Annotated in this window: 16 protein-coding genes; 7 read left to right on the top strand and 9 right to left on the bottom strand. The window is 61.2% G+C overall.

Translation table 11 applies throughout. The features are described from left to right. The first annotated feature begins 19 nt into the window (after window positions 1–19). Window positions 20–226, top strand: a complete 207-nt coding sequence (locus PH547_RS10785) for a DUF1737 domain-containing protein (protein WP_104825280.1) — start codon at window positions 20–22, stop codon at window positions 224–226. 19 nt (window positions 227–245) lie between these two features. On the opposite strand, the gene PH547_RS10790 is transcribed toward PH547_RS10785, so the two are convergent. Continuing rightward, the gene (locus PH547_RS10790; RefSeq protein WP_104824893.1) at window positions 246–683 is read right to left on the bottom strand and encodes a metallopeptidase family protein; all 438 of its coding nucleotides are present in this window, start codon (window positions 681–683) and stop codon (window positions 246–248) included. 163 nt (window positions 684–846) lie between these two features. Between PH547_RS10790 and PH547_RS10795 the strand changes: the two genes are divergently transcribed. The 5 genes from PH547_RS10795 (at window position 847) to bfr (ending at window position 7,580) form a co-directional block, all read left to right on the top strand. Next, a complete protein-coding gene (locus PH547_RS10795) occupies window positions 847–1,815 on the top strand; it encodes an ImuA family protein (RefSeq protein ID WP_285168225.1) in 969 nt (322 codons plus the stop codon). 40 nt (window positions 1,816–1,855) lie between these two features. Next, window positions 1,856–3,283, top strand: a complete 1,428-nt coding sequence (locus tag PH547_RS10800; RefSeq protein WP_285168442.1) for a Y-family DNA polymerase — start codon at window positions 1,856–1,858, stop codon at window positions 3,281–3,283. After that, on the top strand, window positions 3,280–6,675 hold the full coding sequence (locus tag PH547_RS10805; RefSeq protein ID WP_285168226.1) for an error-prone DNA polymerase: 3,396 nt from the start codon (window positions 3,280–3,282) through the stop codon (window positions 6,673–6,675). Before PH547_RS10800 ends, PH547_RS10805 begins: the two co-directional genes overlap by 4 nt. 142 nt (window positions 6,676–6,817) lie before the next feature. Continuing rightward, entirely contained in the window at window positions 6,818–7,129 is a 312-nt protein-coding gene (locus tag PH547_RS10810; protein ID WP_104824890.1) for a (2Fe-2S)-binding protein, read from the top strand. Further along, a complete protein-coding gene (bfr, locus tag PH547_RS10815; protein ID WP_028753752.1) occupies window positions 7,095–7,580 on the top strand; it encodes a bacterioferritin in 486 nt (161 codons plus the stop codon). Before PH547_RS10810 ends, bfr begins: the two co-directional genes overlap by 35 nt. Before the next feature lie 45 nt (window positions 7,581–7,625). On the opposite strand, the gene PH547_RS10820 is transcribed toward bfr, so the two are convergent. The 6 genes from PH547_RS10820 to rsfS all read right to left on the bottom strand — a co-directional run bounded on the left by PH547_RS10820 (window position 7,626) and on the right by rsfS (window position 13,618). Further along, entirely contained in the window at window positions 7,626–8,165 is a 540-nt protein-coding gene (locus PH547_RS10820) for an RNA pyrophosphohydrolase (protein WP_285168227.1), read from the bottom strand. Window positions 8,166–8,182: 17 nt separating this feature from the next. After that, entirely contained in the window at window positions 8,183–9,370 is a 1,188-nt protein-coding gene (locus PH547_RS10825) for a divergent polysaccharide deacetylase family protein (RefSeq protein WP_285168228.1), read from the bottom strand. A 221-nt stretch (window positions 9,371–9,591) separates the two neighbouring features. Then, window positions 9,592–10,920, bottom strand: a complete 1,329-nt coding sequence (locus PH547_RS10830; protein WP_285168229.1) for a S41 family peptidase — start codon at window positions 10,918–10,920, stop codon at window positions 9,592–9,594. Continuing rightward, the gene (locus PH547_RS10835) at window positions 10,910–12,391 is read right to left on the bottom strand and encodes a murein hydrolase activator EnvC family protein (RefSeq protein ID WP_285168230.1); all 1,482 of its coding nucleotides are present in this window, start codon (window positions 12,389–12,391) and stop codon (window positions 10,910–10,912) included. Before PH547_RS10835 ends, PH547_RS10830 begins: the two co-directional genes overlap by 11 nt. Before the next feature lie 181 nt (window positions 12,392–12,572). Beyond that, a complete protein-coding gene (gene rlmH / locus PH547_RS10840) occupies window positions 12,573–13,055 on the bottom strand; it encodes a 23S rRNA (pseudouridine(1915)-N(3))-methyltransferase RlmH (RefSeq protein WP_285168231.1) in 483 nt (160 codons plus the stop codon). A 116-nt stretch (window positions 13,056–13,171) separates the two neighbouring features. Further along, on the bottom strand, window positions 13,172–13,618 hold the full coding sequence (gene rsfS / locus PH547_RS10845; RefSeq protein ID WP_104825279.1) for a ribosome silencing factor: 447 nt from the start codon (window positions 13,616–13,618) through the stop codon (window positions 13,172–13,174). 251 nt (window positions 13,619–13,869) lie between these two features. Between rsfS and PH547_RS10850 the strand changes: the two genes are divergently transcribed. Beyond that, window positions 13,870–14,262, top strand: a complete 393-nt coding sequence (locus PH547_RS10850) for a winged helix-turn-helix domain-containing protein (protein WP_104824883.1) — start codon at window positions 13,870–13,872, stop codon at window positions 14,260–14,262. Window positions 14,263–14,268: 6 nt separating this feature from the next. On the opposite strand, the gene modC is transcribed toward PH547_RS10850, so the two are convergent. Both modC and modB read right to left on the bottom strand, forming a co-directional pair. Beyond that, the gene (modC, locus tag PH547_RS10855; RefSeq protein ID WP_285168232.1) at window positions 14,269–15,342 is read right to left on the bottom strand and encodes a molybdenum ABC transporter ATP-binding protein; all 1,074 of its coding nucleotides are present in this window, start codon (window positions 15,340–15,342) and stop codon (window positions 14,269–14,271) included. Continuing rightward, complete coding sequence (modB, locus tag PH547_RS10860; protein ID WP_283048160.1) at window positions 15,339–16,040, bottom strand: molybdate ABC transporter permease subunit; 702 nt, start codon at window positions 16,038–16,040, stop codon at window positions 15,339–15,341. Before modB ends, modC begins: the two co-directional genes overlap by 4 nt. Window positions 16,041–16,128 lie beyond the last annotated feature (88 nt).

The following is a 16,128-nucleotide window of genomic DNA, read 5'->3' on the forward strand; positions in this document are numbered from 1 at the left end:
ACGTATGAAAGACGACTTGATGAAACTCTACCGCTTCCTCACCGGCCCTGACGACGCTTCCTTCTGCCATAAGGTGACCGCGGCGCTGAACAAAGGCTGGGAACTGTCGGGCTCGCCGACCTATGCCTTCAATGCAGCGACCGGCCTGATGCAATGCGGCCAGGCGGTCGTCAAGGACGTCGAAGGCAAGGATTACGATCCGGAAATGAAGCTTTCCGAGCAGTAAGCATAGCAGGATCGGTTCCTCACCGGTCCGTCGCTTCTTCGGCGCTCGCCTCGATGCGCTCCATATCCTCGTCGCTCAGGCCGAAATGGTGGCCGATTTCGTGGATCAGGACGTGGGTGATGATGTCGCCGAGGGTTTCCTCGTTTTCCGCCCAGTAATCGATGATCGGCCGGCGATAGAGGCGGATCTTGTTCGGCATTTCCCCGGTTTGGGCGGTGAAACGCTCCGATATGCCGCGGCCTTCGAACAGGCCGAGCAGATCGAAGGGCGTTTCCAGCGCCATGTCCTCGAACACGTCGTCGTCGGGGAAATCTTCGATGAGGATGATGAGATTGCCGGTGAGCGAACGGAATTCGTCCGGCAGGTGGCTGTAAGCCTCCGTGGCCAGGGATTCGAATGTGCTGATCGAGGGGGCATGGCGGTCCCGCCAATCCTCGCTCTGGTCAATGCGGGCCATGAATGCTTCCTTCCTTAGCTGGTCATATAGAGCCTTTGTTTCGGTTTTTCGAGAGTGGATTGAGGCAGAGGAATATTTTCTCATAAAATGGTGTTGACTCTTCTTCCGACCTCTGGAATCCATAAGAACATAACAGGAACATAATTGATCTGGAGCTAACGTCATGGCCGAGGCCGCCGTGGCGCGGGAGACGCTTTTTGCCCTGCGTGAAACCATTGCCCGACTGGAAGGCAGGCCGATATCGGCGCTGGCTGCCGTGGCGCATGAGGCACGGGCAGCAGAGCCGGAGGTTGGTTCAGCCGATGCCGTCCAGCCGCTTGCGATAGGGGTTGCCGATCTCGACGAGGCGATGCAGGGCGGCGTGCCGCTCGATGCGCTGACGGAGATCCGCTCACTGGCCTTGCGGGATGCCGGAGCGGCCAGCGGTTTCACGCTTGCTCTCGCTGCACGGCTTAGAGCTCTCGCTGCGCGGCCTGGGGGGCAAGCCGCCGGCAAAACCGCGGCCGTATCGCCGGTTCTATGGATCGGCGATACGGTCGCGGCGATGGAGGCCGGCCTGCCCTATGCGATCGGGCTTCAGGACTTCGGATTGGAGCCGGCCGGCTTTCTGCAGGCGTCACCGCGCAAGCTGGAAGAGGCGCTATGGCTGGCGGAGGCGGCTCTCGTCAGTGCGGCCTTCGCGGTCGTCATTCTGGAGGTACGCGGCAATCCGGCCCGTTTCGGGTTGACGGAGAGCCGGCGGCTTGCGCTTCGGGCCAAGGCAGCGGGGCGGCCCTTGTTTCTGTTGCGTCAAGCGGGCGAGGAGGAGGCGAGCAGCGCTCTCTTCCGTCTCGCCGTCGAACCCGCGCCGGCCCTGGCGCGGCCCCTGCCGGACGGATCGCTGCTTGGCGGCAGCATCGGTCATCCGGCCTTTCGTCTCACCCTGGAAAAGAGCCGCAACCCGGCACCCTTTTCCATAACCCTGGAGTGGAATGCCCATGACCGCCAGTTTGCCCCTGTCCTCGACACTCAGCGCCCTGCCTTTCCCGGCGAATACGCAGCGCATTCTGGCGCTGACCTTTCCGCATCTGCCGACCGACCGGATCGCTCGCAAGCGATGGGGTCTGTCCTGGCGTTCGACCGGTCGGCTTGAGGCGCCACCACTCGCCTGTGCCGGCAAGCTGAACAATGCCATGCGGCTCACCGCGCTCAATGAAAGGGCCGAGACGATCGGCCTGAAGCTTGCACAGGGCGTCGCCGAGGCGAAGGCGATCTGTCCCGCCCTTGACGTCGTCGAAGAGAATCCGGCCGCGGACCGCAAATTGCTGGAGGCGATCGCCGATTGGTGCGATCGCTATACGCCGCTGGTGGCGATCGACGGCAAGGACGGGCTTTTCCTCGATATTACCGGCTGTGCCCATCTCTTCGGCGGCGAAGAAGCGCTGCTCGAGGATATTCTGATCCGGATTTCCCGGCTTGGTCTCGATGTCCGTGGCGCCATCTCCTCTGCGCCGGGTCTGTCCTGGGCGGTGGCCCGCTTCGACGAGAGCCGTGTCGTTCCTCCGGAAGCCATGGAAGAGGCGCTGGCGCCACTGCCGGTCGCCTCGCTCAGGCTTGGCGAGGAAACAGTCGCCGCATTGCAGAAGCTGGGATTGAAGCAGGTGGGCGATCTCCTGGCCGCACCGCGGGCGCCGCTGACCCGCCGTTTCGGCGCGCAACTCCTGTTGCGGCTCGATCAGGCCGTCGGCCTGAACGAGGAGCCGATCTCGCCGCGCCGGCCGGTCGCGCAGTTGTCAGCCGAGCGGCGGCTTGCCGAACCGGTGCAGGCGGAGGCCGATATCTTGCAACTGGCCCGCCAGCTTGCCGAAACCTTGAAGCCGGGGCTGGAGGCCCGCGGTGTCGGCGGCCGTTCGTTCGAGCTTTTGCTGTTCCGGATCGACGGCATGGTGTTCCGCATCGCCGCCGGGGCGTCGCAGCCGCTGCGGGAGCCGAGCCGGATCGCCAACCTGTTCACGGAGCGCTTCACTGCCATTCATGACGATCTCGATGTGGGATACGGCTTCGAAATCGTCCGCCTCAATGTCCTGGAACATGCGCCTTTCGACGCGACGCAAGACGATTTCATCGAAGAGGGCCGGCAGGATGGCTCGCTCGCCGCCTTCGCCGACCGGGTCGCGGCACGGCTGGGGCCGGACTGCCTGCAGGGCTTCGAGCTGCAGGAAAGCCATATTCCCGAACGGGCCGTTCGATCGATACCTGCCGTAGAAATCCTTGCGGCCCACAGACGGACAGGAAGCGAGCATGCCGGTCATGGCTTCTTCCGCGGGGAGCGCCCGCTCCGGCTGTTTCGCATGCCCGAGCCGATCGAAACCTTTGCCACCGAAGTGCCTGACGGTCCGCCCCGGCAATTCCGTTGGCGGCGGATCACGCATAAAGTCCTGCGGGCCGAAGGACCGGAGCGGCTTGCGGCGGAATGGTGGGTCGACGAGGAGGAAACCCCGGCCCGCGATTATTTCCGCATCGAGGATGAGGCCGGTCATCGTTTCTGGCTGTTTCGCAAGGGTCTCTATGGTCAGGGTGCAACAAGGCCGAGCTGGTACATGCATGGAATCTTCCCATGAGTGCCCCTGCCCCAACTCTCGAAACCGTGCCCTTTTTCGAGATCGGGGCACGATCGAATTTCTCCTTTCTCGAAGGAGCTTCGCATCCGGAAGAAATGGTTCTGGCCGCAAAGATCGCCGGCCTCAGCGGCCTCGGCATCGCTGACCGGAACAGCGTCGCCGGCGTGGTCAGGGCGCATGTCATCGCCAAGCAGCATGGCTATCGCTTCCAGCCCGGCGCCCGCCTGATCTTTTCGGACGAGACGCCCGACATCCTCGCCTTCCCGCAGAATCGGAAGGGCTGGGCGCATCTCTGCCGGCTGTTGAGCGCCGGCAATCTCAGGGCCGAGAAAGGGGAATGCGAGCTTCACGAGGCCGACCTCCTGGAATGGGGCGACGAGATGATGCTGGCGCTCGTGCCGGATGCTGCGAGCGTGGAGACGCAGGAGGGACAGGCGAAACTGGAAGGGTGCCTGGCGCGGCTGTGGATGCGCTTCGGCAGGAAGCTCCATATGGCGCTGTCGCCCGCCTATGACGGGCGCGATCACCTGTTCTTCGCGACACTCTCCATCCTCGCGCTCAGAAACGGGGTGCGCTTGATCGCCACCAATCAGCCGCTTTATCACGCGAGCGAGCGCAAACCGCTTGCCGATATCGTCGTTTCGATCCGTGAGCATGTGCCGATCGCCGAGGCCGGCTTCAGGCTGGCGGCCAATGCCGAACGCTGTTTGAAGGGCGGGGCGGAAATGGCACGGCTTTTTAAAAACTACCCGAAAGCCATCGCCAATACGCAAAAGTTTTTTAGCCGGCTGTCTTTTTCGCTGGATGAGCTGAAGCACAATTATCCCGATGAGAGTGTAGACGGTGAAACTGTCTCGGAAACGCTGGAACGCCTGACCCGAGTGGGTGCCAAATGGCGCTATCCCAATGGCATTCCAGCGAAGGTCGCCAAGCAGATCGATTACGAACTCGATCTCATCAAGCAGAGGCAGTACGAGCCCTATTTCCTGACGGTGCATCGCATCATGGAACATGCTCGCAGTGAAAATATCCTGTGCCAGGGCCGCGGCTCCGCTGCCAATTCCACGGTCTGCTATTGCCTTCGAATTACCGAGGTCAATCCGGAGATCACGACGCTTTTGTTCGAGCGCTTCATTTCGACGGAACGGGAAGAGCCGCCGGATATCGACGTGGATTTCGAGCACGAGAAGCGCGAAGACGTCATTCAGTATATCTACAAACATTACAAAAAGGAGCATGCCGGGCTGACGGCGGCAGTCACCAGCTATCGGGCGCGCTCGGCTGGCCGCGAGGTGGCCAAGGCCTTCGGCCTGTCGGAGGATGTGCAATCGGCTCTGGCGAGCGGTGTCTGGGGCTGGTCGACAGAAGAATTATCCGAACGCGAGGCAAGGATTGCTGGCCTCGACCTCAGGGATCGGACGACGCAGCGCGTTCTGTCCTATGCTTCGACGCTGATGGGATTTCCCCGGCATCTGACCCAACATGTCGGCGGCTTCGTCATCACCAGGGATCGGTTGGACGAAGTCGTGCCGATCATGCATACGGCGATGGACGACCGCTACATGATCGAGTGGAACAAGGACGATCTCGATTCCCTCGATATTCTCAAGATCGACGTCCTGGCGCTGGGGATGTTGACCTGCCTTGCCAAGGCCTTCGATCTGCTGCTCCTCCACTATGATGTGAAGAAGACGCTCGCCGATCTCGGCAATGCCAATCATCCGGACGGCGAGCCGGTCTATGACATGATCTGCCGCGCCGATACGATTGGGGTTTTCCAGATTGAGAGCCGGGCGCAGATGAGCATGCTGCCACGGCTGAGGCCTCGTAGATTCTACGATCTGGTCATCGAAGTGGCGATCGTCCGGCCTGGACCGATCCAGGGCAACATGGTGCATCCCTATCTCAAGCGGCGAGAGGCAGACCGGGCAGGAAAGGAACTCGACTATCCGAGCCCGGAGCTGAAGGAGGTTCTGAAGCGAACGCTGGGAGTCCCCCTCTTTCAGGAACAGGCAATGCAAATCGCCATTACGGCAGCGGGGTTTACACCTGCGGAGGCTGACAAGTTGCGCCGGGCGATGGCGACCTTCAAACGAACGGGGACCATCCACACTTTCGAGAAGAAGATGATCGAAGGCATGGCTGAAAGGGGGTACGAGCGGGAATTCGCCAAAAACTGTTTCGAGCAGATCAAGGGTTTCGGCGAATATGGTTTTCCGGAAAGCCACGCGGCTTCCTTCGCCCTCCTCGTCTACGCCTCTTCTTGGCTCAAGACCTATTATCCCGATGTCTTCTGTGCGGCGATCCTGAATGCCCAGCCCATGGGTTTCTATGCGTCGGCACAGCTCGTTCGCGATGCGCGCGAGCATGGCGTCGAGATGCGACCGGTGGATGTCAATCATTCCAGTTGGGATTGCCTGCTGGAGAGGGCGCGCTTCGATCAGGACGCCGTCGAGCCGCGTCATGCGTCGATGCGCGCGCTGATCAAGACGCAATGCGCGGTCCGCCTCGGTTTCCGGCAGGTCAAAGGCCTGTCGGATAAGGAGATGGAACAGCTCGTCGAGCGCCGTGGCGATGGCTACAGTTCCGTGCGCGATCTCTGGCTGCGCTCCGGTCTTGCCAAAGCGCAGATCGAACGCCTCGCGGATGCGGATGCCTTCCACTCCATCGGTTTGAGCCGTCGCGAGGCGCTTTGGGCCGTGCGGGCGCTCGATGTCGGCAGCGCTGCGGAAAAGCTACCTCTCTTCGATCTTGCCGACCGCACCGACCTGCAAATCGAGCCGGTGGTGTCCCTGCCGGAAATGCTGCCCGGCGAGCAGGTGATCGAGGATTATCGTTATCTTTCGCTGTCGCTGAAGGCGCATCCGATGTCTTTCCTGCGTGCGGATTTTTCCAGAATGGGGATCGTGCAGAACAGGGATTTGCCCAATGTTCCTAATGGCAGGATGGTGACGATTGCTGGGTTGGTGCTGGTGCGACAGCGGCCGGGCTCGGCGAAGGGCGTGATCTTCATGACGCTGGAGGACGAAACCGGCGTTTCCAATGCGATCGTCTGGCCGAAGATGTTCGAGAAATACCGCGCCATCGTCATGGGCGCCCGCCTGGTCAAGATCCGCGGCCGTTTGCAGAGCGAAAGCGGCGTCATCCATGTGGTGGTCGACTATATCGAGGATATGACTTCGGCGCTGGGGATCCTGCAACGCGAAGCTAGGCGGTTCGGCGTCAGCGATCGGGCGGATGAGGCCCTGCGTCCGACCATGGATCACCGGCAGAAGAAGCGGCTTACCGAAACAAGTGCGTCCGTGCGAGAGGCTGCCGAGATAGCGGCAGATGGCCGCAGCAATGCGGCCGAGACGGCAAGCGTCATGCCGCGAGGCCGTAACTTCCATTGATGCGCAGGACATTGTGCTTCACGCCGAAGTGACCCTGTCCGGCTCGCCCGATGAAAAATGAATCGAATTTTTCTTGACAAAGATCGTCTTCTTTCGCAGATAACAAGACAGCAGATGTCATGTTTGACGGGCTGAGCGAAGAATGCTGGTTTGCAGTTGTAATTACATCACCGACAAGGAAATCCGGGAGGTCATCATCGAGCTCCTCGATCAGGATTGTTGGCAGCTCATCGTCCCCGCCAAGGTCTATCACGCCATGTCGAAGCGCGGCCGTTGCTGCGGCTGCTTCCCGAATGTCGTCGACATCATTATACAGACGACCGAGGACTATCATGCCCGCCGCCACTCGACGGAGGCGGAAATATTTGATTTCATGTCCCGCTTGAAAAAGTTCCATGAAGAAAACAGGAGAGCGGACATTGAAAGGCGACAAAAAAGTCATCGAGCGGCTTAACGAGGCGCTATTTCTCGAACTCGGTGCAGTCAATCAATATTGGGTTCATTACCGGCTTCTGGAAGATTGGGGCTATACCAAGCTTGCCAAGAAGGAGCGTGCGGAATCCATCGAAGAGATGCACCACGCCGATCGTCTCGTTGCTCGCATCATCTTCCTCGAAGGGCATCCGAACCTGCAGACACTGGCGCCGCTGCGCATCGGCCAGAATGTCAAGGAAGTGCTGGAGGCCGATCTCGCCGGCGAATATGACGCCCGCACCGCCTACAAGAAGTCGCGCGACATCTGTCACGATGCCGGCGACTATGTTTCGATGAAGCTGTTCGAAGAGCTGTTGGCGGATGAGGAAGGTCATATCGACTTCCTGGAAACCCAGATCGACCTGCTTGAAAAGATCGGCGAGGCCAAATACGGCCAGCTCAACGCCGACTCCGCTGATTCTGCTGAATAATTAGCATCGATTTTCCGGCCGCCCTTTCAGGCGGCCGGAATGCGCTCAGTCTTCTGTCTTCAACCCGGCCAAATTCCGGAATTCGGCGACGACCTGTTCATAGACCGACCGCTTGAAGGCGACGATCAGGCCGGGCAGCTCTGCCATAGGCTTCCAATCCCAGGCCTCGAATTCCGGTTCATGGCCGCCCGGCGGCGGATTGATGGCGATTTCGCTTTCGTCGCCGTCGAAGCGGAAGGCGAACCAGCGCTGGGTCTGGCCGCGGAATTTTCCCTTGAGGCCGATGCCGATCAATTGCGGCGGCAGATCGTAGTTGATCCAGTCCTTCGCTTCGGCGAGCAACGTCACGGTCTTCATGCCGGTCTCTTCGTAGAGCTCGCGATAGGCCGCCTCCAGCGGGTCTTCACCCTCGTCGATGCCGCCCTGCGGCATCTGCCAGAGATGCGGCGAGCCGTCATATTCGGAATTGCCGTCCGGAATGCGCTTGCCGGCCCAGACCAGCCCTTCGCGATTGAGCACCATGATGCCGACGCAGGGGCGATAAGGCAGGTCTTCAGCTCTGATGGGGACGTGGCTCTTGCTCATGGTAATCCTCTAAGCCTTCAGGGATGTTTGGGGTCGTCGGCAAGCGCCGAGACGGCGACGATCTCGATGCCGCGCATGGCGGCCTCCTCGCTCCATTTGCTGATGGCGTCGACGCTCTCGTCGAAAGCGGATGCAACGCCGATAGCCGAGCCATTGCGGCGCGCGATGCGCTCCAGCTCGTCGAGCTTCTTCAGGATGGCATCCTGCTTCAATTCTCCGTCGAGCTGCACATCCGCAAAGGCATGCGGCACCTCAAGCGCCTTGGCAACCGTACCGGATTTGGACTGTGCCGAGGAGCCGTCGTCGAGGAACAGCAGACCGCGCTTGCCGATATCGCGCATGACCGGTTCCATGGCATCGGCATTCGACAGGAATCGTCCGCCGAGATAGTTCATCACGCCGGTATAGTTGGTGATTTCGGCCAAAGCCTTGTGCAGGTCTTCGATGTTTTTGGCCGCGGGCTGCGAGGTCAAAAGCGTATCGGGTCCGGGATTGTTGCCTGGGTAATCGAATGGCTCGAAAGGCACCTGGATCAGGATTTCATGGCCGCCACGCCGCGCCTCCTGCATCCAGCGCTGCAGGCTATTGCCGCTGGCGGCAAAGGCGAGCGTGATTTCCTCCGGCAGTTTCTCGATGGCGCGCTGCGTACCGGTCTGGCTGAGGCCGAGGCCGCTGACGACGATGGCGACACGCGTGCCGCGGGCGCCGGACCAAGGCCGCGCATATTGATCCATCGGTCTCAATCCGCTCGGCGCGATAATCGGCAACCTGCCGAAAGGCGAATCCTCCAGCAGACCGTCGTTCGGCGTCGCCGCCATGCGCGGATCCTGGCCGACCTGATTGGCATTGATCAGCACAGGGCCGTCGCCGTCGCGCGTATTCGGGCTGAACATGGTCACGACGGAACCGTCGCTGGTGACGATGCGATGCGTATCGGCGCCGGATTGCGGATCGACCTGCTTCAGGGCTGTCGTTTGATCGGCCGTGGCCGGCTTGCCACTGGCCTGTGGCGATGGCGACGCCTTTTCGGCAGTCTCGACCGGGGGAGTCTTCTGCAGATGGTCGCGCAACAGTGCTGAATAGAGGGAAAAACTGGCGATCGCGATCAGACAGAAGCCGGCGAGGATGCGCCCGAAGGGCGGACGCCGCCGCTTGCGGCCAGAGCCGCGGTTCTGGCCCAGCGGTGCATGCAAATCCGTTCCCAAAGTCCGTATCCACCCCAAAATGGGAAAATGTCCGCCCCCGTGCATTCCAGTTTCATGCAGCCATCAAAGCAGGGAGACGCTGCAGATTCAAAACACTCTAGCAGATCCAAAATGGATTTCGAATAAGACATGCTTATTCAAATAGTTAGAGCGAGATGAGATCAATCACCTCGCCCTGGATATGAAAGCGCCGGATCTGTTTCCAGCCCGGCGCTATTTCCTTATTTGGAGGAAACCGCCTTTTCCGGGTTCGGCGGGAAGGACGGGTCGGTCTTTGCGCCGCGCAACAGGTCAAGCGCGTAGTTGAGCTGAACGTCGTCCTTCGGATCCGGCGGCACGTAAGCGGCCGAGCCGGAGCCCTGGTCGGTTTCGCTCTGGCCCTTGATGTGGCCCGGCAGGCTGGATTCGCCTTCCGTCACCAGCTTGCCCTTCAGATCGTCCGGCAGCGGCTCGTCGACCTTAATGTCAGGCGTGATACCGGTGCCCTGGATCGAACGGCCCGACGGCGTGTAATAGAGCGCCGTCGTCAGGCGCAGAGCGCCGTTGCCATCGCCAAGCGGGATGATCGTCTGCACGGAGCCCTTGCCGAAGGACTGGGTGCCGAGAACGGTGGCGCGGCGCAGATCCTGCAGAGCGCCGGCGACGATTTCCGATGCCGATGCCGAACCGCCGTTGATGAGCACGATCATCGGCTTACCGTCGGTCAGGTCGCCCGGGCCGGCGTTGAAGCGGCGGGTTTCGTCCGGATTGCGGCCACGGGTCGAGACGACTTCGCCGCGCTCCAGCACATCGTCGGCAACGTTGATCGCCTGGTCGAGCAGACCGCCCGGATTGAGGCGCAGGTCGAGGACATAGCCCTTCAGCTTGTCGGCCGGGATATCCTTCTTGATCTTGGCGATCGCGGCTTCCAGGTCTGGCGTGGTCTTTTCGGTGAAGGAGATGATGCGGAGATAACCGACATCGCCGCCTTCTTCGCGCGACTTGACGGCGGCAACGGCGATCACGTCACGGATAATGGTGAGTTCGATCGGCTTGTCGGCGCCCTTGCGCATCAGCGTCAGCTTGATCGGCGTCTTGACGGCGCCGCGCATCTTCTCGACGGCGTCTTCCAGCTTGAGGCCGCGGACCGACTGGCCGTCGATCGCGGTGATATAGTCGCCAGCGAGAACACCGGCCTTGGCGGCGGGCGTGTCGTCGATCGGGGTGATGACCTTGACGAGGTCGTTGTCCATGGTCACTTCGATGCCGAGACCGCCGAATTCACCCTTGGTCTGGGTGCGCATGTCGTCGGCGTCCTTGGCATTCATGTAGCTCGAATGCGGGTCCAGCGAGGACAGCATGCCGTTGATGGCGGCTTCGATCAGCTTGTCTTCCTGGGGCGGCGTTACGTATTGCGCGCGCACACGTTCAAAGACGTCGCCGAAAATCGACAGTTCCTTGTACGTGGAAGCGCCCGCGGCTTCCGCCGGCGCTACCGCCGTGTAGATAACGCTCATCGCGGTCGCACCCATCAATGCGCCAACGAGAACAAGAGAAGCCCTACGTATCATTGCGTGCCTTTCCAGTGTCTTTGGAGGTCCACCAAGGCCGAGAATCGACCGGCTTCCCATCTTTTCGAAATTCAATGTAAAGCGTTGGTCGATCCGTTTCCAGCGCCAATGCAGTCGCGCTCGCGACTCTTTTTTGGCCCATTACAGCGAGCGGCTCGCCAGCGAAGACAAATTTGCCGAGACGCGTCTTGATCGCGTCCATTCCCGACAGCACCATATGATAACCGTCGCCGGTATCCAGAATAACCATCTGGCCATAGCTGCGAAATGCGCCGGCGTAAACGACAGTCCCATCGGCAGGAGCGGTGACGAGCGCGTCGGCGCCGGTTGCGAGGGTCAGGCCCATCGCGGTATGTCCCGTGCCGTCATCGTCGCCGAACTGGCGGAGAATATCACCCGCCACAGGCAGCTCCAATTTCCGTTTAAGGTCGGAAAACGGATATGCGGGCGCAATGCGGTTTTTATCGGGCACGCCGCTTTCGGCCAGTGCCCTCGCCTGTTCGCGCTGCTGATCGGTCATCTGCTCCCGGCGGGCCTCTTCCGCCCGGGCCGCGGCGGCGGCATCGCGCACCGAGCCGATCTGGCTTTCCAGCGATGCGACGAGGCCCTCGAGACTGGTCGCCTGGCCCGCCAATTCTTCGGAACGCTTGCGTTCGGCGTCCAGTTCGGCGGCATTCTCATGGCTGTGCTTGTCGTTTTCGGCGACCAGCATGTCCATGCGTCGTTCCTCCTCCAGACTGTTGGTCATGGTGGCGGTGAGATCGGCCTTTTCTGCCGCGGTGGCGGCATGCAGTTTGGTGAGATCGGTAAGGTCGGCGATGAGCTTGTCCGTCTCCTTGCGCATGCCGGGAACGACGGCGCCGAGCAGGATGGCGCTGCGCACGGAAGCCAGCGCATCGTCGGGCGTTACCAGCAGCGCCGGCGGCGGATTGCGGCCCATGCGTTCCAGCGCGCCCAGAACTTCGGCCAACAGCGCACGGCGCTCATGCAATGATTTGCGGATCTTGTCTTCCTTGACCGCGAGATCGGTCAGCTTCTTTTCGCTCTGCTCTATCTTGCGGTCCATATCCCTTCGGCGGGCCGCGCTGTCGATCAGCGCCTGGCGCAGGCTGGCCGTGCTCTTGTCGAGCGAGGCGATGCTGTCTTCCAGGGCTTTCGTCTTGTCGGAGGAAAGGCTGATCGTCTTTGACAATTCCTCCAGCTCGGCGCGGGTTTGATCGCGCTTCTTGGCAAGATCGGCGGCAGGGTCCGGCGCCTGTTCGGCCGGCTGCGTCGAGGGTGCGGTCGAGGTGACGCCGGGCTGGTCGTCCTTGGTTTGCGTGGGGGTCTGCGCGGGCGAGGCGCCGTCATCTTCCTGCGCCAGGGCCATGTCCCGGAACTGAAACGGGCTTTCCACATAGACACCGACGCCAAGACACACCGCCAGTGAGGGCAGCAGCAAGCGGGAAAGCGTGGGTGGGGTTTTTCTCATCCAGTCGTTTGGGCTCGGCCCCTTCAGATCGCGCGAAATTAAACCGGTTTGCCGCGATTATCCAGGAAGCATCATCAATTTTGCGGCGGGAATCAAAACACGCCTGTGTGAGCGTTCCGTTAACGCAAAATAGCCGAAAGCCAAACTGTTTTCGAGCAATTCGATCCGGGGCAGCGGAATCTCAAACCCGATGGTAGGGGTGACCGGAGAGGATGGTGACGGCGCGGTAGAGCTGTTCGGCGATGAGAATGCGCACAAGCTGATGCGGCCAGGTCATCTTGCCCAGGCAGATGGTTGCGTCGGCTCTCTCGTAAAGGGAGGGGTCGAGACCGTCGGCGCTGCCGATGGCGATCGTGAGATCGCGCTTGCCCTGGTCGCGGAACGTGCCAAGCAAAGCGGCGAAGGCTTCGCTGTCCAGCGCCTTGCCGCGCTCGTCGAGCAGAATAAGAACGCCGCCGTCCGGATGCGCTTTCTGCAACAGGACCGCTTCTTCACGCTTGCGCGTCTCGCCGTTGGATGCGCGGCTTTCGGCGACTTCCGTCATGCGCGCCAATTCGAGGCCGATTGCTGGACCAGCCTTGGCGAAACGGTCGAGATAACGGGCCGCAAGATCCTTTTCAGGGCCGGTTTTCAGCCGTCCCACGGCAAAAAGGCCTATCCGCATTCCCGCTCCTAAGCATATCCGCCATCATGACGGCACAAAATATAGACCGTTGCCGGACAATCATGTCCGGCTATTCAAACCTACTAACCGGGACCGGGAATAATGCCCGGAATAGGTCAGTGCAGCGTGCCCTCGTCGAGATCGGGCGCGGCCCACATCTTTTCGATGTTATAGAACTCGCGAATCTCGGGACGGAACACGTGAATGATAATGTCACCCGTGTCGATCAGCACCCAGTCGCCGCCTTCCAGGCCTTCGACGCGGGCATTGCCCAGGCCTTCTTCCTTGAGGTCGGTGATCAGATGGTCGGCGATCGCCAGGACATGCCGGTTCGAGCGTCCGGAGACGACGACCATGTAGTCTCCAAGCGCGGACTTGCCAGCAATGTTGATGGTGACGATATTTTCGGCCTTGGAGTCCTCGAGGCTTACGAGGACGGCTTGCAGGGCGCGGGCAGCGGCATCGACGCCACGTTCCGGGCTCTTCGGGACAACGACAGGCGTTCTTCCCTTGGCGTGTACTGTTGTCAGTGCTCTTCCTTCCTTGAGTAACAGAACAGGCACGTGATCTGAGTCGATCACACCTTAAAGATAGGCACCAAAGCATTAAGGTTTCAAGACGCTGGTTGTCATCTATTGGACGTAAAGACAAGCTTTTGTGGTATTTCCCGCCTCTTTCGCACCATATGTGGGCAATTCGGCCGGGGTAACGCAAGGTGAGGTGAGCCCCGTCCTCGATCTCGGCCGCCCGCTTCCCATGTACAGGTGCGCGAAGGACGCGTATACACAAGATCAGATCGAAACGCTTAGACGCCATGACCAAAGCTCCGCAACAATCCCTGAAACCCATTCTCCGCATCAGTTTTTCGGGGCAGGGCCGGCTTGGGCGCGGCAAGATGGAACTCCTTGAACATATTCGCGAAACCGGTTCGATCTCGGCCGCCGGTCGGGCCATGGACATGTCCTATCGCCGTGCCTGGCTGCTGATCAGCGAATTGAACCATATGTTCCAGGAGCCGGCCGTCGAATCCCAGCGCGGCGGCCCGAACGGCGGCGGCGCGGCATTGACGCCCTTCGGCGAGGAATTGCTGCGGCGGTTCCGCGGCATGGAGAGTTCGGTGCGGGCCGCCATTGCCGGTGATCTCGAATGGCTGGAGGCCAATCGCAACCCTGACGACGCCGTCGCAGAGCCGCAGGTGGAGTCCTGATCGCCCTTAGGATTCGAGCGCCACGGTCTTGATGACCGCGTGGATGGGCAGTCCGATGCGCAGACCCAGCCGTTCGGAGGAAAACTGCGTAATGCGGGCAAGGACCGTGTCGCCACCGCAATCCACTTTCACTTCCACGGTGCCATCGGCCGCCGTGCCGATGGCAAGCACCCGCCCTTCAAGGATATTGAGGGCGCTGAGACCTTCGGGCCGCGCCGTTGCCAGCATGACGTCGCGGGCTGGGATGTGAACGCGGACGGTCTTGCCAATTCCAGCCGCCTCCCCGGGTACGAAGAGCTTTGCAGCTTTCAGCGCCACGATGGTCAGGCGGTGCTCGCGGTCGATATGCTCCACACGGCCCTCGAGCAGAACGCCGGCTTCGCGGCGGTCGATCGCCTGCGGGCCGGAAAGCTGGCTAAAGATTTCGACTGCCGGTCCCGTTGCCTCCACCTTGCCGTCGCGTAGGACGACGACGCGGTTGGCAAGTCGCGCCACCTCGGCGATCGAATGGCTGACATAGATGATCGGCACCTTCGTCTCGTCGCGGAGCCGTTCGAGATAAGGCAGGATCTCGGCTTTGCGGGCCTCGTCGAGTGCGGCCAGCGGCTCGTCCATCAAGAGCAGCCGTGGTGACGACAGCAGGGCGCGGCCGATGGCGACGCGTTGTTTCTCGCCGCCGGAGAGTTTGGCCGGTCGTCGATCGAGAAGGGCTGCGATGCCGAGGAGATCAACGACGCCATCGAAGCTTTCGCTATGGCCGCTTTTCGGCGCGAACCAGCGGCCGTAATTCAGGTTCTGCCGCACGGAAAGATGCGGAAACAGCCGCGCCTCCTGGAAGACGTAGCCGAAACGGCGGCGGTGGCGCGGAACGAAGACCTGGGCGTCGGTGTCTCCGAGCACCGTGCCATCGAGGTCGACGCGGCCATGATCGGGTTGGATCAGGCCGGCGATGATGCGGATGATCGAGGTCTTGCCCGAGCCGGAGCGGCCGAACAGGGCCGTGACGCCGCCGTCGGAGGTGAAGGCGGCTTCAAGCGAGAATGCGCCCAATCGATGGCGGATATCGACGGTCAGCGTCATTCCCAATCCACCCTCTTGCCGGCGAGATAGGCGAGGAATTCAGAGGCGAGCAGTGCCACCATGGAAATGACGATCGCGACGATCGTCAACCGCAGCGCGCCGGCATCACCACCTGGCACCTGCGTAAAGGTGTAGATCGCCGACGACAGCGTCTGCGTTTCGCCGGGAATGTTGGAGACGAAGGTGATGGTGGCGCCGAACTCGCCCATGGCCTTGGCGAAGGAAAGGATCATGCCGGCGATGATGCCGGGCAGGATCAGCGGCAAGGTCACCGTGAGGAATATCCAGAGCGGGCTGGCGCCAAGTGTTCCGGCGGCCTCTTCCAATTTGCGATCGACCGCTTCGATCGACAGGCGGATGCTTCTGACCATCAGCGGAAAGCCCATCACGCCGCAGGCAAGCGCCGCACCGGTCCAGCGGAAGGAGAAGACGATACCGAGATATTGATCGAGCAAAGCGCCGATGGGGCCTTTGCGGCCGAAGAGGATGAGGAGGATGAAGCCGGTAACGACGGGCGGCAGGATCAGCGGCAGGTGGATGATGCCGTTGAGGATCGATTTGCCCCAGAATTTACCACGCGCCAACAACATCGCGGCGGCAATGCCGAAGGGCAGGCTCACCAGCATGGCGACGGTCGAGACGCGCAGGCTCAGCTCGATCGCCGTCCATTCGTCGCTGCTCAAACCCAATGCGTCCAAGTTCGGCCTCGCAAAGACATGTCAGGCCCGCCATCAGCCGGCGAGCCTGTAAAGACGAGCTTTTTTGCCTACGGTCGAGCGATGACGC

The organism is Rhizobium cerradonense (assembly GCF_030182455.1).
Lineage (GTDB): Bacteria > Pseudomonadota > Alphaproteobacteria > Rhizobiales > Rhizobiaceae > Rhizobium.